General features: G+C 39.9%; 22 protein-coding genes. 20 read left to right on the top strand and 2 right to left on the bottom strand.

Annotated elements, in window-relative coordinates; genetic code table 11:
* The first annotated feature begins 8 nt into the window (after window positions 1-8).
* The 8 genes from BLO53_RS03575 to BLO53_RS03540 all read left to right on the top strand — a co-directional run bounded on the left by BLO53_RS03575 (window position 9) and on the right by BLO53_RS03540 (window position 6,509).
* A complete protein-coding gene (locus tag BLO53_RS03575) occupies window positions 9-836 on the top strand; it encodes a polysaccharide biosynthesis tyrosine autokinase (RefSeq protein ID WP_092059151.1) in 828 nt (275 codons plus the stop codon).
* A 53-nt stretch (window positions 837-889) separates the two neighbouring features.
* On the top strand, window positions 890-1,348 hold the full coding sequence (locus BLO53_RS03570) for a hypothetical protein (RefSeq protein WP_092059150.1): 459 nt from the start codon (window positions 890-892) through the stop codon (window positions 1,346-1,348).
* Window positions 1,349-1,430: 82 nt separating this feature from the next.
* Entirely contained in the window at window positions 1,431-2,489 is a 1,059-nt protein-coding gene (locus BLO53_RS03565) for an LCP family protein (RefSeq protein WP_092059149.1), read from the top strand.
* Window positions 2,464-3,237 carry a class B sortase gene (locus tag BLO53_RS03560; protein WP_092059148.1) on the top strand — a complete coding sequence of 258 codons (774 nt, stop codon included), beginning with the start codon at window positions 2,464-2,466 and terminating at the stop codon, window positions 3,235-3,237. The genes BLO53_RS03565 and BLO53_RS03560 overlap by 26 nt, the downstream gene beginning before the upstream one ends.
* A gap of 31 nt (window positions 3,238-3,268) precedes the next feature.
* On the top strand, window positions 3,269-3,976 hold the full coding sequence (locus BLO53_RS03555) for a hypothetical protein (protein WP_092059147.1): 708 nt from the start codon (window positions 3,269-3,271) through the stop codon (window positions 3,974-3,976).
* Window positions 3,977-4,086: 110 nt separating this feature from the next.
* A complete protein-coding gene (gene hisC / locus BLO53_RS03550) occupies window positions 4,087-5,136 on the top strand; it encodes a histidinol-phosphate transaminase (protein ID WP_092059146.1) in 1,050 nt (349 codons plus the stop codon).
* The gene (locus BLO53_RS03545; protein WP_092059145.1) at window positions 5,136-5,630 is read left to right on the top strand and encodes a COG2426 family protein; all 495 of its coding nucleotides are present in this window, start codon (window positions 5,136-5,138) and stop codon (window positions 5,628-5,630) included. The genes hisC and BLO53_RS03545 overlap by 1 nt, the downstream gene beginning before the upstream one ends.
* A 15-nt stretch (window positions 5,631-5,645) precedes the next feature.
* Window positions 5,646-6,509 (top strand): class I SAM-dependent DNA methyltransferase, encoded by an 864-nt coding sequence (locus BLO53_RS03540; RefSeq protein WP_092059144.1) that lies wholly within the window; start codon window positions 5,646-5,648, stop codon window positions 6,507-6,509.
* 80 nt (window positions 6,510-6,589) lie between these two features.
* On the opposite strand, the gene dapF is transcribed toward BLO53_RS03540, so the two are convergent.
* On the bottom strand, window positions 6,590-7,477 hold the full coding sequence (gene dapF / locus BLO53_RS03535; protein WP_092059143.1) for a diaminopimelate epimerase: 888 nt from the start codon (window positions 7,475-7,477) through the stop codon (window positions 6,590-6,592).
* Window positions 7,478-7,760: 283 nt separating this feature from the next.
* Here dapF and pssD point away from each other — a divergent pair, with 283 nt between their 5' ends.
* The 12 genes from pssD to BLO53_RS03475 are packed head-to-tail and all read left to right on the top strand — an operon-like array spanning window position 7,761 to window position 19,553.
* The gene (gene pssD, locus BLO53_RS03530; RefSeq protein WP_026488829.1) at window positions 7,761-8,231 is read left to right on the top strand and encodes a PssD/Cps14F family polysaccharide biosynthesis glycosyltransferase; all 471 of its coding nucleotides are present in this window, start codon (window positions 7,761-7,763) and stop codon (window positions 8,229-8,231) included.
* Window positions 8,174-8,704, top strand: a complete 531-nt coding sequence (gene pssE / locus BLO53_RS03525) for a PssE/Cps14G family polysaccharide biosynthesis glycosyltransferase (RefSeq protein ID WP_255363870.1) — start codon at window positions 8,174-8,176, stop codon at window positions 8,702-8,704. Before pssD ends, pssE begins: the two co-directional genes overlap by 58 nt.
* Window positions 8,705-8,730: 26 nt before the next feature.
* A complete protein-coding gene (locus BLO53_RS03520) occupies window positions 8,731-10,134 on the top strand; it encodes a sugar transferase (protein ID WP_092059141.1) in 1,404 nt (467 codons plus the stop codon).
* A gap of 23 nt (window positions 10,135-10,157) precedes the next feature.
* Window positions 10,158-10,415: a lasso peptide biosynthesis PqqD family chaperone gene (locus BLO53_RS03515; protein ID WP_035789499.1), complete on the top strand. Its 258-nt coding sequence runs from the start codon at window positions 10,158-10,160 to the stop codon at window positions 10,413-10,415.
* A gap of 18 nt (window positions 10,416-10,433) precedes the next feature.
* Window positions 10,434-11,879: a polysaccharide biosynthesis tyrosine autokinase gene (locus BLO53_RS03510; protein WP_092059140.1), complete on the top strand. Its 1,446-nt coding sequence runs from the start codon at window positions 10,434-10,436 to the stop codon at window positions 11,877-11,879.
* Window positions 11,821-12,816 (top strand): glycosyltransferase family 2 protein, encoded by a 996-nt coding sequence (locus tag BLO53_RS03505; RefSeq protein WP_092059139.1) that lies wholly within the window; start codon window positions 11,821-11,823, stop codon window positions 12,814-12,816. The genes BLO53_RS03510 and BLO53_RS03505 overlap by 59 nt, the downstream gene beginning before the upstream one ends.
* Window positions 12,817-12,824: 8 nt before the next feature.
* On the top strand, window positions 12,825-13,769 hold the full coding sequence (locus BLO53_RS03500) for a glycosyltransferase (protein ID WP_176757149.1): 945 nt from the start codon (window positions 12,825-12,827) through the stop codon (window positions 13,767-13,769).
* 1 nt (window position 13,770) lies between these two features.
* Window positions 13,771-15,153: a hypothetical protein gene (locus BLO53_RS03495; protein ID WP_092059137.1), complete on the top strand. Its 1,383-nt coding sequence runs from the start codon at window positions 13,771-13,773 to the stop codon at window positions 15,151-15,153.
* A complete protein-coding gene (locus BLO53_RS03490; protein WP_092059136.1) occupies window positions 15,140-16,087 on the top strand; it encodes a capsular polysaccharide synthesis protein in 948 nt (315 codons plus the stop codon). Before BLO53_RS03495 ends, BLO53_RS03490 begins: the two co-directional genes overlap by 14 nt.
* On the top strand, window positions 16,059-16,961 hold the full coding sequence (locus BLO53_RS03485; RefSeq protein WP_092059135.1) for a glycosyltransferase family 32 protein: 903 nt from the start codon (window positions 16,059-16,061) through the stop codon (window positions 16,959-16,961). Before BLO53_RS03490 ends, BLO53_RS03485 begins: the two co-directional genes overlap by 29 nt.
* Before the next feature lie 2 nt (window positions 16,962-16,963).
* On the top strand, window positions 16,964-17,554 hold the full coding sequence (locus BLO53_RS03480) for a VanZ family protein (protein WP_092059134.1): 591 nt from the start codon (window positions 16,964-16,966) through the stop codon (window positions 17,552-17,554).
* Window positions 17,538-19,553: a CotH kinase family protein gene (locus BLO53_RS03475; RefSeq protein ID WP_092059133.1), complete on the top strand. Its 2,016-nt coding sequence runs from the start codon at window positions 17,538-17,540 to the stop codon at window positions 19,551-19,553. The genes BLO53_RS03480 and BLO53_RS03475 overlap by 17 nt, the downstream gene beginning before the upstream one ends.
* Before the next feature lie 138 nt (window positions 19,554-19,691).
* Here BLO53_RS03475 and BLO53_RS03470 read toward each other — a convergent pair.
* On the bottom strand, window positions 19,692-19,872 hold a 181-nt coding region (locus BLO53_RS03470; protein ID WP_176757148.1), incomplete at its 5' end, for a transposase.

Raw genomic sequence — 19,872 nt, 5'->3', positions numbered from 1 at the left:
GGGGATAAATGCAGAACGCCAAGCTTCATTTTAGCCAATCAGAAAATAACTATCAGATAAAAGAGGCATATAAGACCCTTAGAAGTAATATCGAATTTAGTGGACAGAACGTGAAGGTGGTATCCATCACAAGCTGTACACCTGGAGAGGGAAAGACTACAGTTGCCATGGCTCTTGCAAGAGCCTTTGCAGAGGCAGGTAAAAAGACTGTGCTGGTGGATGCTGATATGCGTAAGTCGGTGCTTGTTGGAAGATACAAGACTGGCTCTGTTCGCCTTGGCCTTACCCACTGCCTTGTGGGAAGGGAGAGATTATCAAGTGTTATCTGCGAGACTGATACGCCTAATCTTTATGTTATTTTCAGCGGCCCTGTGCCACCAAACCCCAGTGAGCTACTAGGAGGCAGGATTTTTGGCAAGGCTCTTGAAAATATGAAACAGGTCTTTGACTATATCATAATTGATACACCTCCTCTTGGAAGTGTTATCGATGCTGCTGTTGTAGCCAAGCAGTGCGATGGAACTGTCATGGTAATAGAATCAAATGCTATAAGCTACAGATTTGCCCAGAGGGTTAAAGATCAGCTTGATAAGGCGGGAGCCAAGATGCTGGGCGTTGTCCTTAACAAGGTCGATATAACAGGCAAAGGATATTATGGCCATTATGGAAGCTACTATGGCAAATATTACGGCAAGTATTATGGCAAGTACTATGGCAAATACGGAGAAGATAATATTGAGGTACCGTCCAAACCAAAGGCTAGTGTTGAAAAGGAGCCTTCTGATGATGACCTGGACGAACTTAATTATCTGGCAGGGGTAATGCGCAAGGACTAAGAATTTATCGAATTTATAGTTTCGACTAAAAAGATGACTTACAGGAGATTAACGTGAAGGGAAATATTCTGGGGATTTTTTTTACAATGTTAAGCGGAGTTCTGATTGCGCTTATCGTAATTGCTTACGGCAGGAGCGATAGACAGGAGCCGGAGTTCAGGTTTTCAGCCTTGAATCTTATGTATGATTCCACGACCACAGAGTCTGATCTTATTGCTGGAATAAATGCCTATGATTCAAGAGATGGAGATCTGACAAACAGGATTGTTGTGGAAAAGGTTGTTTTAAACAGAGAAGCTGAGACAGCGGTTGTTTACTATGCTGTGGCAGATTATAGCGGCAATGTCACCAAGCAGTCCAGAGTGTTCCCTGCGGACATAAAGGATCTTGAAGGTGAGACAGAGGAAGAAAATCTGGAAGAAATGTACCCTGATCTGAGTTTTGGGGATTCAGGTGAGATGTATAGCAGCGCAGAGGGGAGTTCTGGAGAACAGGCGGAGGAAGAATATTAGTATATTTGCAGATATGGAGACTGGAGGAAATATAGATAAAAGCTAAGGGGAATAGAATTCTGCGATTGGAGAAATATAGCTTATGAGGAAAGCAGGCAGAATAATCCTTGTGGTATGGGCGGTCCTTATGACCATAATTGCGGGCGGCCTTACTACCTTTGAAGCCATGAGGATATTTGGCAAACAGAATCTGGATTCCAAGTCGGCCACCACTTCACCTATGTTTGATGAAGAGATGGCGGGCGGCCCTGCAGAGAACAACACTGTCTGGGAGAACGACTGGGTAAGGTACAACGGTAATGTCTATGACTACAACGAGGACATTACTACTTTCCTGATCATGGGAATAGACAAGGACGATGAGGTGGTAAAAGAGGTACAGGAGGGCACAGATGGTGGCCAGGCGGATGCTCTTTTCCTGCTGGTATTAAATCCCCACGACGAGAGCATAAAGATCATTGGAATTAATAGAAACACCATGACAGATGTGGATATCTATGATGATTATGGCAGATACATGACTACAACTATCGCGCAGATTGCTGTTCAGCATGGCTTTGGAAACGGAATGGAAGAGTCCTGTGAATATCAGGTCAAGGCTGTTTCAAATCTCTTTTACCAGCTTCCAATACATGGATATGCAGCTATCAACATGAGCGCCATTTCTACAATAAATGACATCGTTGGCGGCGTAGATGTGACTGTTCTGGAAGACCTGACCAAATGGGATAGTAAGCTGGTAGAAGGAGCCCAGGTCCATCTGGAAGGAGAGAGCGCCTTTCACTACGTAAAGAGCAGAGATGTTAAGCTCTTTGGTTCCAGCGACAGGAGACTTGAGAGGCAGCGCCAGTACCTGAACGGATTTATCAAGGCAGCAAGGACCATGAGCATGGAAAATAGTAACGCTGCCATAGATCTTTTTACAGCAATAAGCGACAAGATGGTAACGGATATTACAGCAGACGAGATTTCGTATCTTGCTCCTTATATGACAAGATATTCCTTTGATGCCTCTGATTTTATGATGATAGACGGTGAAACTCAGAAGAATGGCCAGTATGAGGAATTCTATGTGGATGAGGATGATCTCTACAAAACAATAATTGAAGTTTTTTATGAAAAAGTTGATTATGCAGACTAAAGTTTTGGAGAAAAAAAGCCGATATAGGATTGTAAGAATATTAGTTATTTGCCTTTGCCTTGCGCTGATAGCAGGCTGTGGCAAGACGTCCAGCAAGAAAACTACGGAGGAAGAGGGCTCTGATTACGTTGATGTCAGCGAGCTTTCAAGGCTAAATAGTGATATCTTTGCCTGGATAAGGATTCCTGAGGCTGGAATTGATTACCCCGTGCTTCAAAGGGGCGACGGAGATGATTCATTTTACCAGACGCATGATTATCTGGGAAAAGAGGATCCTAAGGGCGCTATCTATATAGAAGCTGCAAACTTAAATGACATGTGCGACTTCAATGAAGTACTTCACGGCTCATCACCATCAGATGGCACAATGTTTGCACCTCTGAGTAAGTTTCTTGATCAGGAATTTTTTGACGAACATAAATACATTTACGTATATATGAAAGGGAATGCGCTTATCTATTATACATTTGCCGCATACCTAAGAGAAGATACAAGGCTTCTTGAGCAATATGATTTTAGCTATGCTTCTGGATGTCAGCAGTTTCTGGATGAGATTTATTCAAGAAGCATGAGCAAAATAGTTAGAGAGGGCTGGGAGAACCAGGTACAGCCTGACAATTTCATAATCACACTTTCGACAGTTGATCCTTCCTCAGGCAAACAATTAGTGGTAGTTGGATGCCTTGTGGGAGATGTGGCAGGGAAGATAGACAGATACGTGGATTATGGTGATCCTGATGATTTCTAAAGTTGTTAAGAAAGTATGGAGGCGTAGAAAAATGAAAAAGATTCTGGCTCTCGTAATGGCAGGAATGATGATCGTATCATCTAGTATTTGTGTTTGTGCTACTGATTCAGCAGGCACTGGAAATTCTGGTGAGGGCTCTATCAGTCCACAGGCTGAGATTGCACAGCTTAAGGCTGAACTGGAGGCTCAGAAAAAAGCTTATGAGAAGCTTGAACAGGCCAACAAAACCCAGTCAGCACAGATTTCAGCTCTTATAGATGCTGTAAAGGCAACTGCAAACAGCAAGCAGAGTGCGCCAGCTCCATCAAGAGGTTCTTCAGGACCTGATTACAGAAATCAGCAGCTAATTAGAAATAATGCTGTCTCCTTTAATGGCAACATAATTGGCCAGGGCGGACATGTAGAGATAAACGGCGGCAGAAGTAATGTCACCTTTGTACTCGGCGTTCCTGACGGGGGAACACTTACATCAGCCAATACTCTTGCAGGAAGTGTAAGGGGCGGCCTTATCAACTGTGTTACAGTTTCATCAACGGTAGGCTTTAGGACAGCAAGAGTTAATTTCTACATGCCAGGTGTAGTTGCCGGCGATACAATTGCTGTTTATCAGCTTCAGAACGGCAAATGGGTACAGCTTCCAACAGCAGAGATCCGCAAGGACCACGTAGTTGTTGATATGACACGCTATGGAACACTGGCGTTTATCAGAGTACCAGTACTTGCAGCAGTTACTGGTTGATAATTTCAGGCTTTATCCGCCTTTCAAGAAGGACTTGAGAGGCGGATTTTTTTGTTGTAGAATGTCTTTATCTTAGTAGAGCGTGAAAGTGAGAAAGTAGAGGAAATACAATGAGCTGGGAAGAAAATGTTAGAAAAGTCATACCATATACTCCAGGCGAACAGCCTAAGATCAAGAATATTATAAAGCTAAATACTAATGAAAACCCTTATCCTCCAGCACCTGCTGTGGAGGAGGCACTTAGAAATATGGATGCAGATGCCTTCAGGAAATATCCTGATCCTGGCTGCAGCCGCCTTGTTAATGCAATTGCTGATTTTTATAAAGTTGATAAGGACAATGTATTTGTGGGAGTAGGATCTGATGATGTGCTGTCAATGGCCTTTTTGACATTCTTTAATTCGAATAAGCCAGTCCTTTTCCCTGATATCACCTATTCTTTTTATGATGTATGGGCGCAGCTTTACAGGATCCCTTATGAGCAGATTCCTTTAAAGAGCGACTTTACTATAGAACCTTCAGATTATTTCAGGGAAAATGGCGGTATTGTCATAGCTAATCCTAATGCACCGACAGGAGTGGAGCTTTCTCTTTCTTCAATAGAAGAAATTGTAAAAAGAAATCCTGATGTGGTTGTGATCGTTGATGAAGCCTACGTGGATTTTGGCGGAGAATCAGCACTTCCTCTTATTGATAAGTATGATAATCTACTGGTGGTCCAGACCTTTTCAAAGTCAAGGTCTATGGCTGGAATGAGGATTGGTTATGCTTTTGGTAGCAAGAAGCTTATTGGATATTTGTCCGATGCCAAGTTTTCTTTTAACTCCTACACCATGAATATGCCAAGCCTTGAGCTTGGAGCCTTGGCAATCGAGGACAGGGACTACTTTGAAAAGACCAGGAGCATGATAATAAGAACCAGAGAAAGAATCAAGGAAGAACTCTCTAAACTTGGCTTTGTTTTTGCGGATTCCAAGACTAACTTTATCTTTGCAATGCACCCAGACAGGCCTGGCAAGGAGCTATTTGAATATTTGCGTCAGCATGATATAATAGTTCGTCGCTTTGATTTACCAAGGATAAGTGAGTATCTTAGAATCTCCATAGGAACTGATGAGGAGATGGATACCCTTATCAGCGTACTAAAGGAGATTATTTAATGCTGAAGAAATATTTGATAGTTTTTTTGTGGGCTATGGTTCCACTTGTTGAACTTAGAGGAGCTATTCCGATTGCCCAGGGAATTAAGGTTGCTGATCCAAATTTCAACATGCTTCTTGCATATATTATTATTGCAATCGGCAACATGCTTCCTGTACCTTTCATTTTCTTTTTTGCCAGAAAGGTGCTCGAGTGGGGCAAAGAGAAGCCTGTGATCGGCGGATTCTTTACTTTCTGCCTTGAAAAAGGTGAAAAAGGAGGAGCAAAGCTTCAGGCTAAGGCTGGAAGAGGCTTGTACTGGGCGCTTCTTCTTTTTGTAGGTATTCCAGTTCCTGGAACTGGCGCCTGGACAGGAACTCTTGCTGCCAGCATTCTTGATATGGATTTTAAAAAGAGTGTAATGGCAGTAGTTGGTGGTGTTGCACTTGCCGGTACTATCATGGGCGTAGGAAGCTTTGTAGTTGCCAATCTTTTAGTTGGAACCTTTGGCTGATTGTAGGAGCTTTATATGGAAGCATATTCAGATTTTGCAACTGTATATGACACCTTTATGGATGAGACCCCCTACGAAGTGTGGGGAGACTATGTTGCTGAGCTTATAGACGAGTATGGAATATCAAGGCCTTATACTGAGAGTGCTGCAGAGGCAGGCACGGAAGCTGAGGCTGATGCGGAAGCTATAGAGGATACAGAGGCAGCTCTTTTACAGGAGAGAAATCTTGTGGTTGAGCTTGGCTGCGGCACTGGCTCTTTTACCCAGATCATGAAGAAAAAGGGTTATGACATCATGGGGATTGATATGTCTCCTGAGATGCTGAACATAGCAAGGAACAAGGCAGCAGAGGCTGGGCTTGATATCATGTATCTTGAGCAGGATATGAGGGAGCTTGATCTATACTGTACTGCCGGAACTATTGTAAGTGTGTGCGATAGCATCAATTACTTGCTTGAGGATGAGGATGTGATTGAGACCTTTAGGCTTGTCAACAATTTCCTTTATCCGGGTGGAATATTTATTTTTGATTTCAACACTCTCTACAAATACAGAGATGTGATAGGAGATGCTACGATTGCAGAGAATCGTGAGGACTGCAGCTTTATTTGGGATAATTATTATCACGAAGAAGAGCACATCAATGAATACGATCTGACTATTTTTGTCAGGACTTCTGGGGAGGAGGATGTATTCAGACGTTTTTCGGAGACACATTATCAGAGAGGATATACGGTGGAGGATATGAAGTACTATTTGAAAGAAGCGGGGCTAGAGCTAGTTACTATAGTTGATGCAGATACTCACAAGGCACCAACTGCTGAGAGCCAGAGGATTTACATTGTGGCTAGAGAGAAGGGTAAAGAGAAAAGTAAATAATGAATATTAAGAAAGACAACTGATTGCACTTAAGAAAATAGTGGTCAGTTGTCTTTTTTTATTTCATGGAGCTGTTTGGATCAGTCTATGGAAATCTCTCCGGTAAATACTGTAGTTGCAGGGCCCTCCATGATAACGGAAGACTCAAGGTCACCATTCCAGGTGCAGGTAACAATTCCCCCAAGAACATGAACATCAACTTTTTTATCTGTAAGACCGTTTAGAATACAGGCAACAGTTGTGGCGCAGCACCCTGTTCCGCAGGCAAGGGTTTCTCCAGTGCCTCTTTCCCACACACGCATATGAACTGAGCCTCTATTGTCTACCTTTACAAACTCTGTATTGGTGCGGTTGGGGAATATCTCATTATTCTCAAATTTTGGTCCGATAGCTTCAATATCGAAGGTTTCAAGGTCCACATCTTCCGGCAGGAAAACAACTGCGTGAGGATTACCCATGGAAACGCAGGTGATATTCCACTCTTTGCCATCTATTGTGACTGGGGCATTTATCATGGCATCAGTGGAAGTACTGTTAGCCTCTGACTTATCGAGTGATACAGGTACAAGCTCGGGAGTAAGTATTGGTGCACCCATATCAACCTTTACTGAGGACACAAGGTTGTCGTCACCAACAGTCAGATCTATATATTTCTTTTGTCCGGCACTTACTATAACCAGATTTTTCTTATTGGTGAGTCTGTTGTCATAAACATATTTGGCAACGCATCTTATTCCGTTTCCGCACATTTCAGATCTTGAACCATCGGCGTTGTACATTTCCATCTCAAAATCAATGGATGAATCGGAAACTGGATTGATAAATATAAGGCCGTCTGAACCAATTCCAAAGTGTCTGTCAGAAACTTTTTTTGCAAGGTCACTTTTTTTATTCTGGGGAATATTTTCCCTGGCACCATCTACGTAAACGTAGTCGTTGCCGCATCCGTGCATTTTGGTAAAGAGCATAAAAAAACCTCCTGAATTCTGAATAAGTTATCTAATTTTACGGCTTTTTTAGATTGATTGCAATCTAATCAATAAAACCTTGAAAAAATTCAAGAATTTTATTATTTTTTTCTATTCAAAAATTCTAACAAATATGATAGATTTTATGATTATAATAGGTATAAATTAGATATTGTAGGTTTTACATATTTAGATTTTCAAAAGAGGTTTTCAATTAGAGTTTTTTGCATGAGGGGCAGATACACATAGTTTTGGGGATGTGTGTCTGGATGTGGAGGACAGTATGAAAAAAGGGGTTAAAAAGATTGCATTCGTAGCATCTTCAGGGGGACATCTTGAGGAAATTTCCCGTCTGAAGGAAATCGAGGGGATGTATGACTGCTTTTTAGTAACAGAGAAAAGTGATTTCGAGATCAAGGATTTCTGTGAAAAAAGGTATCTTGTTCCAATGATGAACAGAAAGCAGATCACATTTTTTCCAAAGTTTATTTGGCTATTTTTTAAGACGCTTTCTATTCTGCTCAAGGAAAAACCAGACTTTATAATTACAACAGGAGCTTTGGTGGCATATCCTTTCTGCGTGGTAGGCAAACTTCTTGGTATCAAGGTGGTTTATGTTGAGTCTTTTGCAAGAGTCACAGAGCCATCTCTTACAGGTAAGCTTGTTTATAACATGTCAGATTTGTTCATGGTACAGTGGGAGGATATGCTAGAGAAATATCCGAAGTCGATGCTTGGAGGCGGTATATTTTGATATTTGTCACATTGGGGACGCAGAAATTTCAAATGAATAGACTGGTCAAGGCAGCAGATGAGTTGGCTTTGGTACTTTCTGAAGATATATACATTCAGAAGGGTCACTCAGACTATGTTCCCAAGAACTGTGAATATACCGATTTTGTGGATGCCGATGAGTACAATAAGAAAATTGCGGAGTGCAGCATTCTTATTACTCATGCAGGTGTAGGAACGATTATTACAGGCATCAATTGTGGTAAGCCAATAATAGTTGTACCACGCAAGAACAAGTATGCAGAGCATGTTGACGATCATCAGTGTCAGATTGCGAAGGCATTTTCATCCAAGGGATGTGTTCTTTGCTGTGAAGAGGTAACTGAATTAAAGGATTATATTGATAAAGCAAGGACGTTTGACTTTAAACCATACGAACTTAGGGGTGGTAATATAGAGGAGACTATCATGAGATTTATCAATATCTTTGATTGATACTAAGATGTTGGGGCAGTATTACGATGAATCGCAGTAACAAAGGGGCAAACACAAATTTTATACAAATGATGGAGGATATTGTAGTCCTCTTTATTGTTTATTTTATAGAGCGCAAGGCGTTTGAGGATGTGATCTTACCAACGACACAGCCAAAATGTCTCGCGCTTGTTGTGGTTTTTGGTACAATCTATATTCTGTCCAACAAGGAGTCCAGAATATACGATGTGACGTTCTTTTTCTATATGGACAGGTTCTGGAAGACTATCAGTAAGTCCTGGATTCTGGCTACCGGGATCACTATGGGACTTATGTATGTCTATAATCCTCATATCAATATCAGAAGATTTCATCTTCATTTCATTTTCTGGGTATATGTTGCCATATGCATCAATATGGTATTCAGCAGATTTTTTCAAATGATATTTGCAGACAGGTTGGCGCCTAGAGCGGCCTTTGTCGGTACTTTTGAAGAGTATGAGAAGTTCAATTATTTTTTGAATAAGACAAGCGTCAAGGTTGAGGAAGTTGGATATATTCTGGACAGAGAACTTCCCGGCAAAAAGGTGTTCAATATTCTGGGAGTTATTGATGACATCGAGAAGATTGTCAGAAATAACGAGATTGATCAGGTATATTTCATACAGCATAGTGATGACAATATAGAACAGATACAGCAGTATATTGACATGTGTCTTGAGATGGGAGTCACTGTCAAGGTTGTGATGGATGTTTCATACTCACGCAGGATGCACAGATCTAATAGTTATGTTAGTTCTGTTGGGACATACCCGCTTATCACATATCATACAATCACACTTAACAGTTATGAGCAGGCTATAAAGAGGGCGATGGATTTTGTCTTTAGCCTTATTGCAATCATAATTGTATCGCCTGTGATGCTGATAACCGCGATAGCAATTAAGCTTGATTCTCCCGGACCTGTTATTTTTAAGCAGGTTCGTGTTGGACAAAACGGCCGCACCTTTAACATGTACAAATTCAGGAGTATGTGTCAGGATGCGGAGAAACGCAAGGATGAACTTATGGAGCAGAACGAAATGGACGGCTTCATGTTTAAGATAAAAGACGACCCGAGGGTAACAAGGGTAGGTAAGTTCATTAGAAGGACCAGTATAGATGAACTTCCACAGCTGATCAATGTACTAATGGGAGATATGAGTCTTGTGGGGACAAGACCTCCGACAATCGATGAGGTTGCCAAGTATAAGAGAGGCCAGTGGAGGAGAATCAGTATCAAGCCAGGAGTTACAGGGCTCTGGCAGATCAGTGGGCGTAATGATATCAGGAGCTTTGATGAAGTAGTTGAGCTGGATCTGAGATATATCGACAACTGGACCTTAGAGTCAGATATTGCGATTTTATTTAAGACGGTGGGAGTTCTTTTAACAAAAAAGGGAGCATATTAAGGTGGAGGAAGACGAAAGTGGAGATGACAGAAAAAGTAAAATTAAAAAAGCAGCTGAATGTGACAGATCTTTCTGGGGAAAAAGTTATGATTGATTTTGAATCAGGTAAGTATTTCATGATAAAGGGCGCAGGTAATGACATATGGGATCTTATCCAGGAAGAGATTACTGTAGGCGAGATCATTGATAAGCTGCTTTCTGAGTATGAGGTTTCAAGGCAGGAATGTGAGGAGTCTGTTCAGGATTTTTTGGGAAAGCTTCGTGAGCTTGATTTTATCTGATTTTTTGGAGGAGTTATTGTGTTAAAAACTATTATCAACAACTTTCATATAGAGAAACTTTTTTGGATAATAAAGTCCAAACTCAAATATATGATACTGGTGGGACTTTTTTTTGGTGTGCTGGCAGGAGGCGCTACCTTTGTATTGAGGCAGGATACCTATGCAGCGCAGATTTCTTTTTATGTATACAGTAATCCGGATTATATCAATGACAGTGGGATCAATCTTTCTTCAGCTGAGGTAGGTAATGCTTCGGCACTTCTTAGTAGTTACCTGCAGATATTAAAGAGCAATAGCTTTTTGGAGTCGGTTATAGAAAAGTCTGGTATTGATCCGGTGTATTATACCCCTGGCATCTTAAGGTCTGAGATTTCCGCTTCTGCGGTATCAGGTACAGCGGTGTTTAAGGTTACGGTATACGATGTTAATCCCTACAACGCGATGCTTATAGCCAATACCATCGGAGAACTTGCACCAGAGAAAATTGTCAGCGTTGTAAAGTCTGGCGGTATCGAGGTTCTTGATCAGGCTAAGCTTCCGACTGTGCCTTATGAGTCAACAAGCGTTTCACTTATGACTTTTATGGGGGCAGTTGCAGGTGCAGCTTTAGCAGCTTTCTTTTTTATCATTAGAGGTCTTAGAGACACTAGATACAGAAGACTTAATGAAATTACAGATGTTTACAACATTCCAATACTTGGAATAGTTCCTCAAATGGAGGAAAAGGATGAAAAGGGTAATGTAAAGGTAATTCTGTCAGATGACAGCCCCTTTGTTCTAAGGGAAGCCTACAACGATATCAGAACTAACATGCTCTTTATGGGTAATGGAGAGAAGTGTCCTGTATTTGCTGTAACAGGCGCAGATTATGACGAAGGTAAGACTACTAACAGCATAAATCTTGCAACTAACTTCGCAATGATGGGAAAGAAAACTCTTCTCATTGATGGAGACCTTCGAAATGGTGATATAGCGCAGATTCTGGGCATAGAATCCAAGAATGGCCTGTCAGAGTATCTTGGAGGCCTGCAGAAAAAGCTGAATATTCATGCGAACACCAGGGAAAACCTTGATGTTATTACTACGGGCGTTATTCCTCCTAACCCTACAGATCTTTTGATCAGTGATAAGTGGAAGGACATGATTGCAGATCTTAAGAATAATTACGACGTCATAATTATTGATACACCTTCTATTGGTATAGTTGCTGATGGCGTGGAAGTTGTCAATGTGGCAACTGCATTTATAGTCGTGATAAGAGAGTTCGTAACAAGGTTTGAGAGAGAAGAACTAATTATCAGAAAGCTTGACGCTGTAGGCGCAAATGTTTGCGGATTTATTTATAACGGAATGGACGTCAGGTCAGTAGATTATAATCACAAGGATTATGTTAACGGTGGAAATTATGGTAAGCGTAGTAGTGCCAGTGTACAACACAAAAAGGTATCTAAAAAGAAGTCTTGATGCACTGGTAGGACAGACAATACCTCATTCAGAATTTGAAATTGTTTTGGTGGACGACGGTTCAACTGATGGGTCTGGAGAAATCTGTGATGAGTATAGTAAGAAGTATCCAGATATTATAAGAGTGTTTCACAAGAGTAATGGCGGTCAGGCCACAGCCAGAAATTATGGCATCAGGATGGCCAGAGGTGAATATATTGGTTTTGCTGATTCTGATGATTATGTGGATGTGACCATGTTTGAAAAGCTGTATGAGCTTGCAAAGGCTGAAAATGCGGATCTTACTGAGTGCCATTATCACAGTATGTTTGAACTTCCTTCAGAGGATGATTCTTTTCCTAATTACAGGGAAATAGGAACCAGAGGAACAATAAGAGCTCACAAGGATGTGAGAGAACTATTTTTTGATCCTCAGGTTTCTCCCTGGAATAAGCTATATAGAAAAAGTGTCCTTGCAGACAATGATGTCTTTTTCCCAGAGGGAATGATATATGAAGATACTGCCTTTTATATAAAGGCACTTCCCTTTATAAAAAAGCACGCATATCTTGATGAAAAGCTAGTGTATTACAGCGTAAGACCAAGTTCCACCATGACAAAGAATCTTGGAGCCAGGGTTGGTGATATTTTTAAAGTCTTGGACAATATAATAGATTTCTATCACAGGAAAGCAATCTTTAGACAGTACAAGGATGAGCTTGAGTACTTTTGTGTGAAAATAGCATTCTGCAGCAATCTTAGCAGAATAGGAAGAGTTCCTAATAGATACATGAGAAGGGAATTATTTGATAAGACCTTTGATTTTGTAAATAAGAATTTTCCTTATTACCGCAAGAATAAATTTTTTAAGGGTAAGATTGGGGTGTATATAAAGTCAGTAGGTAGATGGAACTGCGGTATTTATGCCTTTGTTCTGTCCAAAGTGATGATCGGATAAGGGGAAAAATGAAGCCGCATATTTCTGTGGCCATGGCCACCTATAATGGGGAAAACTACATAATAGAACAGCTTGAATCTATCTTGGATCAGTCAATGAAAGTGGATGAGATCATTATCCACGATGACATATCCAAAGATGATACAGCGGCAGTTGTGGAGAAGTATATCGAGGCAAAGGGGCTTTCGGATATCGTAAAGTTTTCTGTTAATAAGAAAAACCTCGGATATGCTTCTAATTTTATAAGTGCACTGCTTGAAACCAGAGGTGATTATGTTTTCTTCTGTGATCAGGATGACATATGGACCAGCACCAGGGTTCAGGATATGGTGCAGGTCATGGAGAAAAACAAAGATATAGCTCTTTTGGGATCTGAGTTTGAACCCTTTAAATGCAGTGAAGATGCACCAGATGTGCCTTCCTGGGAACTTGCCAGATTTAAAAACGATGGCTCAGTAGAGAAGCTTTCCTTTAATTCCGAGAACATTTTTATTGGCTGTCAGGGCTGTACAATGCTCATGACAAGGTCTTTCCTTGAGGATATTAAGGACTATTGGTATGAAGGCTGGGCTCACGATGAATATGTCTGGAAACTGGCTCTTTCCATGGACAGACTATATTTCTTCCATAAGACTACACTAAAAAGAAGACTTCATTCCAGCAATGTCACCCTTCACAAGGAACATAAAAACGAGCAGAGGATCAGATATCTGACTGAACTAAAAAAGAGCCACGAGGCTACAAGGCGCTTTATTTGTGAAAACGAAGCTGTGGCAGAAAAAGAGTTTAAAACAAGACTCATGGATCGCCATATAAAGGCAACAGGGCTCAGGCTTGGCCTGATCCAGAATAAAAAGATTTTTAACAGCATTAGATTATTAGGGTATATGGACTGCTATCACAAAAAAAGGTCTATTCCCGTGGAACTACTAATGGCACTTAGAAGAAAGTAATATGAATAGTACTACAGAAAATGTGAATAATACGAAAAGTAAATACTTCAAAGATCCGCTTGAGAGGGAGTGGTTCAGAAAAGTGGGACTTGCGTATATGTTTTCTCTATACGTGCTTCCACAGTATTTTGGAATAGCAAATCCCCTGTTCGATCTTACTATAGTTAGAATAACTATTATTGTGGCTGCTATTTTTATAATTAATGACAAAGAAAGAACAGCTTCTTTTAAACAGATAATTGTCACTGAGAAGATGGGGCTTGTTCTTATTCCATATTTTATTGTCCTTTTCTACACTATGGTGCTTAGGGTAGATATTAACGCTTTTCTTAATCCGTTTATTGAATTTCTTGAGATGTATCTTTTGATATATATTATCAGGGATACCTTCGGATTTAAGCAGTCAGTAAAGATATTTCTGGGATTTATATACCTGCTGGTCATCTTGGGAGTCATAGAGTCAATTACAAGTGTTTCGCCTTTTTCATATCTGGTGACTATAAAAGGTATTTACACTGGTAGATATTTGAGAGGTGGCCACTACAGGATAATGGGTAATGCAGGGCACTCTCTTGGATATGGCCTTATGTTGATAACAGCTCTCCCTTTTGCGGCGTACGATTATGAGAAGGAAGAACTAAATATCTTTAGAAGGCCTGTACTTTTGTGGCTTTTAATATTTAACATTTTTATGACTGGGTCAAGGTCAACATTAGGAGTGGCATTTGGTGAAATTTTTGCTATATTTTTGCTTTCAGATTTTAAGTATATAAAGCATAACACTATGCTGCTTTTATCATCCTTAACAATATTTGCCTTTTTAACATTTGTACTGCAAAGAACTTCGTTTGGATCCTATGTCATGCTGCAAATAACTTCATTAGTGGACTCATTATTTGATACTACTTATTCGGTGAAATATGGAGCGAACTACTTGCAGCTTAGACAGAGTAAAGCTTATAGAGATCTGCTCAAACGAATATTCCATGTGGAATGGCTTAACCCCATCTTGGGAATAGGCAGAAAACGTGGTTTTAAGAGTATGGTGGATGGAAAAAGAATTGTTTCCATAGATAATTTCTACATTGCAGAATATGTAAGATATGCATATCCGGGAATGGTCAGTTACATCCTGTTTTTGGTATATATGGGGTTACGTATGGCCTACGATATATATAAGACTCATTCTGCTGCTATCAGAATGGTATTTATTGGATCTGTTTTCTATTGTCTGCACCTGTATATTGCTGATTCGCTGCAGACATTTAAGTATTTGTACGTTCTATTTGCATTGTACCTGTGTGTGGATAAAAAGGAATATGTTCCTGCCAAGGATCCTTGTAAATATATAAAACGAGGAATTATCGAATATGCCAAGCTATGATAATAAGCTTATGAACAGAATAAAGGATAGGATGCTTCTGGGGACTATCTATGATCAGGTAATGATGCATGTGAAGTATAAAGATGAAAAGACACGTTTTCTGTATAGTGTTATGGCTGGTCAGAAGCACAGAATGATATTCTACCGCAGGTTTAAAAAGAAATACCTGGAGAAATGCACTGAGGACAGGCCATGGGAGTGCCTTGAGAAGAAAACTAACAAAGATACTGTCTGGTTCATGTGGCTTCAGGGAATTGATAATGCACCAGATATTGTTAAAAGGTGCCTTGAGAGCCAGAAGAAAGCCATGCCTGATAAAAAGTTTATTGTGCTGGATGAGAGTAACTATCAGAAATACGCTTCGCTTCCAGATTACATCGTTAAAAAGCATGATGAGGGCATTATAGGACATGCACATTTTAGTGATCTTATCAGAAATGAGATACTGATAAAACATGGCGGATTCTGGATTGATTCTACTGTTTTTATGACTGATGCAAATCTTGTAGAGAGTATCGAGAAGACAGATCTTTTCATGTACAGCTATTATTATTTTGGTTTTAACCCGGAGATAATGGAGCTGAACAACTGGTTTATTTACAGCACAACCAATAACAATATGCTATCTCTTTTGCAGAAGTTTTTGTATGAATATTGGAAAGACAACAACCGCGCATCAAATTATTATATCTATCATATTTTTGAAGCGATTGTTAATGAGTATTATGAGGATGAGTACAAGGCTATGCCTATAGTAAGCCAGGCCCAGGCTCATGTTTTGGCAACATATATTTATGACAAGTATAATCCTGATAAATTTGAATGTCTTAAAAAGACCACAGGGGTTCACAAGCTGAGCACCAGATTTGACCAGGACAAGCTTAAAGAGAAAGGAACGTTCTACGATGTCATCATCAATCAGTCAGACTACTGATGTGGAAGTTATAAAGAACATAGCTCCTGAAGATGGAAATAGAATACCCAAGATCATTCACTATTGCTGGTTTGGTGGAAAACCTCTGCCAGAGGATCTAAAAAAGTGTCTTGATACCTGGGAAAGACTCCATGGCTATACCATTATGAGATGGGATGAGAGTAATTGTTCCTTTGATGAGAATGAGTTTGTGAGAAACACCTTCAGGGACAGGCAACTTGGATTTATTGGTGACTACTACAGGCTTAAGGCTGTGTATGAATACGGCGGTATCTATTTGGACACCGACGTGAAAGTGTATAAGTCTTTTGACAAGCTATTAAAGCATAAGGCATTTCTGAATTTCATTTTTGACTGTTCAATTGGAACTGCCATTATTGGAAGCGAAAAGGGGAACCCTTTTATCCGTGGAATAATGGATATGTACGATAGAAGCGTGATACTTCCGGTGGATAGTAAAAGGCAGGACAAGGTCTTTGAGTGGAAGGACGATATACTCTATGTTCATGGATATGCCACCAGCAATTACTATTATACCTATTACATTTTAAAGCACTATCCAGCTTTGATGCTCAATAACAAATTCCAGGATATGGGGGACTTTGTTATTTATCCCAAGGAATTATTTGAGATAGGAACACTTTCTGGAAGACACTATGCTATTCACTTAAATGCAGGTGAGTGGAGAACTAAAGAGGATGACTCAGATAGTCTGAAGAACCGGATAAAGAATTCCCTAAAAGGTAATGAGTTTATTTATGACAAGGTTCAGGTTCTGGTCAGAAAACGCAGATACAAGAGACTTAATAAGGGAATACCTTTTTATGCCTATTCGCATGCACAAAAGGAAGGAAGACAATTACCGGAGTTGTAATAATGAACTATTATTTTACAGTTATTTGGGGACTTATAATTGAACAGCTACGGGGAATATATGTGGCGCAGATTGAGCTTTTATTAATTGTAGGAGCCCTGGTGATTCTTATTCCTGGATATATCCTGATGAGGATAAAGGGGAATATTACCAAAAGGGGGCTTTTTACTGCCTATTTTCTTTTTGTATATGTAGGAATAATGCTTCTTATAACCATATTCAGGAGACAGCCCGGCTCAAAAGAAGGACAGATAGTAACTCATTTGGATTTTGGATATATTAAGGGCGGATGGTTTAGGCAGAAACAGGCGGCTTACAGCATCCTTAATGTTTTTTTGTTTGTTCCATTTGGTTTTTTGATAAGAGTTTTAAGGAAAGAAGAAGGACACATTCGAAACATTGTCATGTGTACACTTTTAAGCTTCCTCTTTAGCTTTGGAATAGAATGTATTCAGCTTATGACAGGGACAGGTTCTTTTGAAGTAACGGATCTGGTTACAAACTTAAGCGGGGGCTTTATAGGAGCAATTATTGCTTCCCTGATCTTACATATTTTAGACAGAAGGATTTTGAAACATGAAAAAGAAATTTAATCTAAAAGATTTTTTGATAATTCTACTCAGCATCATTTGTCTGTGTTTGCTGATTTTTATTATCTATGCTTCCAGGAAAAGCAGTGAGATGGTTTCAGAGATGCTTGAAAGTGACAGCGAACTTGTAGCATCTACTGTAGCAGAAACAGAAAAAGTTTTTACCGACTATATAGAGCTTAGCGAGGCTTCTTCAGAAAAATATATTGAGCTATACAACTACGGAACCGACTCCATCGATCTATCTGGTATAAAGATTCTTCTTGCCGGGGAGGAAATCGGAACCATAGGAGATGGAACTTTAATTGAAAAAAATCAGTACATCGCTATTGACCTTAAGAAAAACCCTGGAGATGCCAAGGTCAATATAATCACACTTAAGGACAAAGATGGCAATGATATTGCCGGATATCTGCTTCCACAGATAACTGCTGGGAAGAGCTATGGAAAGAGAAGTGCAGACAGTAAGGAGATGGGATTTATGTCTCCTACCAAGGGCAAGGCAAATGACTCAAAAGAAATAGAATATGTAAGCTTTGATGGTATAAAGTTTTCTACGCCATCTGGTTTTTATTCCGGTACTTTTCCTCTTACATTGGAAGCAGGCGCTGGGGAAAAGATATATTACACAACAGATGGTACTATGCCAACAACAAAGTCTGATGAATATGTGGAACCAATAATGATCAGAAAGCCCTCAAGCTCTGATGCGGTATATTCAAAGATAGCCTTTGACTATTATCAGACTGCAAAATATACTGGCGGAGCCATTGACAGAGCAATGGTGGTCAATGCCATAAGAGTAGATGGAAGCGGTAAGGTTACTGGTCAGGCTTCACAGATATACTTTATTGATATGGCCAGGGATGTATCCTACAGGAATATTCCTATTATTTCAATTACTATGGATCCTGAAGATCTGATCGGATATGAAAGCGGTATTTACGTATCGGGTAAAGGATACGATGATGCCTTAATTGCAGGAGAGGCACATCCCAGCAACTTCTCCAATTACTTAAGCAAAGAAAAAAAGGACTGCCAGATAACCTATTTTGAAGCTTCTAAGGGAAAGTCATTAGAGAGCGATGGAAAGATAGGTATCTATTACAACAGTGAAGTATACTCTGTTCAAAAAGCATTCAAGATTACTATGGACGGATCTATATGGAAATATGTAGGTTCATCACTTCATGATTATATAGATGGTAATTATGAGCTAATTGTGCAGCAGAACCTTGATGATGAGGATGTCAAACTTAGAGAATATATTGCTAATGGCCTTATGGAAGATACAGCTGTTGGAACCTACGAAATGACTCCGGTAGTGTTATTCCTAAATGGAGAATACTGGGGCGTGTATATGCTCAAGGCTCCTTATGATACTAAATATTTTGCCAAGGAATATGGCGTAAGCGAAGATGGACTCAACATAAGAAAATATTATTATGGAGTTTATAATCAGTCTTTCAGAAGTCTGACAGAATATATAACCACCAATGATATGAGCGTGCCTGAAAACTATGAGCATGTTAAAGAGATGATGGATATTGATAGTTATCTTACATATGTATGTGGGAATATTTACCTGGCTAATTCAAAACTAGGTACAACAAGAACCTCAACATGGAAGACCGTTGATGCAAGCGGGACTGGCTACTCTGATGGAAGATGGAGATGGCTCATGGATTTTACAGGGGATACCATGAACAGCTCCAGAAAACAGAATTACAAAATAAATACCTTTATGCAGCCTGGGGTTCATGGCGATAGGGTATTTCAGTCATTACTGATGAATAAAGAGTTCTGTAATCGCATGGTTGAAGTCATGGAGAAGCTGATTGCCGAGAATTTCAGTAAGGAAAACTATACAGAGGTTATAGAGTACTATTCAAATCTTATGAAAAAACCTGCCATGGATTCACATTCAAGATTCTACAGCTCTTATTCTGAGGCTGAGTTTAGTATGCAGGTAGATAATCCTGAATTATTCATGACAACTTAATTTCCTAAAATCTGATCCATAATCCGATTTTTTGAAATGGATGCCTAGAACAGGCGGGATTTAGTCCTAAAAAAGGGTAGACTATCCCTATGTATCAGAAATACAGATTTTTAAGTTATCAAGGTACATTATTAGTTGCTATTCCAGCTGTGGCTGTAAGCCGCTTATGTTTGTTAGAGTTTCATGAAACTCAGATATATAAGGACAACTGCTACACAGCTTGAAATAAATATATCTACCTGATCTGACTACCTTAACGGCAATCTTGATCAGTTTCAAACGGATTGTATCTGCACATTGCTTCCTCATGGAAGCACAC

The organism is Butyrivibrio sp. INlla14 (assembly GCF_900102515.1).
In the GTDB taxonomy this organism is placed as follows: domain Bacteria; phylum Bacillota; class Clostridia; order Lachnospirales; family Lachnospiraceae; genus Butyrivibrio.
This window is presented reverse-complemented; position numbering and strand designations above follow the sequence as displayed.

Bases quoted from the DNA above. Each gene is read 5' to 3' on its own strand.
- BLO53_RS03500 (WP_176757149.1), top strand. From the start codon at position 12,825: ATGAAGCCGCATATTTCTGTGGCCATGGCCACCTATAATGGGGAAAAC.
- BLO53_RS03565 (WP_092059149.1), top strand. From the start codon at position 1,431: ATGAGGAAAGCAGGCAGAATAATCCTTGTGGTATGGGCGGTCCTTATG.
- BLO53_RS03475 (WP_092059133.1), top strand. From the start codon at position 17,538: ATGAAAAAGAAATTTAATCTAAAAGATTTTTTGATAATTCTACTCAGC.
- BLO53_RS03575 (WP_092059151.1), top strand. From the start codon at position 9: ATGCAGAACGCCAAGCTTCATTTTAGCCAATCAGAAAATAACTATCAG.
- BLO53_RS03545 (WP_092059145.1), top strand. From the start codon at position 5,136: ATGCTGAAGAAATATTTGATAGTTTTTTTGTGGGCTATGGTTCCACTT.
- BLO53_RS03485 (WP_092059135.1), top strand. From the start codon at position 16,059: ATGTCATCATCAATCAGTCAGACTACTGATGTGGAAGTTATAAAGAAC.
- pssD (WP_026488829.1), top strand. From the start codon at position 7,761: ATGAAAAAAGGGGTTAAAAAGATTGCATTCGTAGCATCTTCAGGGGGA.
- BLO53_RS03495 (WP_092059137.1), top strand. From the start codon at position 13,771: ATGAATAGTACTACAGAAAATGTGAATAATACGAAAAGTAAATACTTC.
- BLO53_RS03515 (WP_035789499.1), top strand. From the start codon at position 10,158: ATGACAGAAAAAGTAAAATTAAAAAAGCAGCTGAATGTGACAGATCTT.
- BLO53_RS03480 (WP_092059134.1), top strand. From the start codon at position 16,964: ATGAACTATTATTTTACAGTTATTTGGGGACTTATAATTGAACAGCTA.
- dapF (WP_092059143.1), bottom strand. From the start codon at position 7,477: ATGCTCTTTACCAAAATGCACGGATGCGGCAACGACTACGTTTACGTA.
- BLO53_RS03505 (WP_092059139.1), top strand. From the start codon at position 11,821: ATGGTAAGCGTAGTAGTGCCAGTGTACAACACAAAAAGGTATCTAAAA.
- BLO53_RS03555 (WP_092059147.1), top strand. From the start codon at position 3,269: ATGAAAAAGATTCTGGCTCTCGTAATGGCAGGAATGATGATCGTATCA.
- hisC (WP_092059146.1), top strand. From the start codon at position 4,087: ATGAGCTGGGAAGAAAATGTTAGAAAAGTCATACCATATACTCCAGGC.
- BLO53_RS03540 (WP_092059144.1), top strand. From the start codon at position 5,646: ATGGAAGCATATTCAGATTTTGCAACTGTATATGACACCTTTATGGAT.
- BLO53_RS03560 (WP_092059148.1), top strand. From the start codon at position 2,464: ATGAAAAAGTTGATTATGCAGACTAAAGTTTTGGAGAAAAAAAGCCGA.
- BLO53_RS03490 (WP_092059136.1), top strand. From the start codon at position 15,140: ATGCCAAGCTATGATAATAAGCTTATGAACAGAATAAAGGATAGGATG.
- BLO53_RS03520 (WP_092059141.1), top strand. From the start codon at position 8,731: ATGAATCGCAGTAACAAAGGGGCAAACACAAATTTTATACAAATGATG.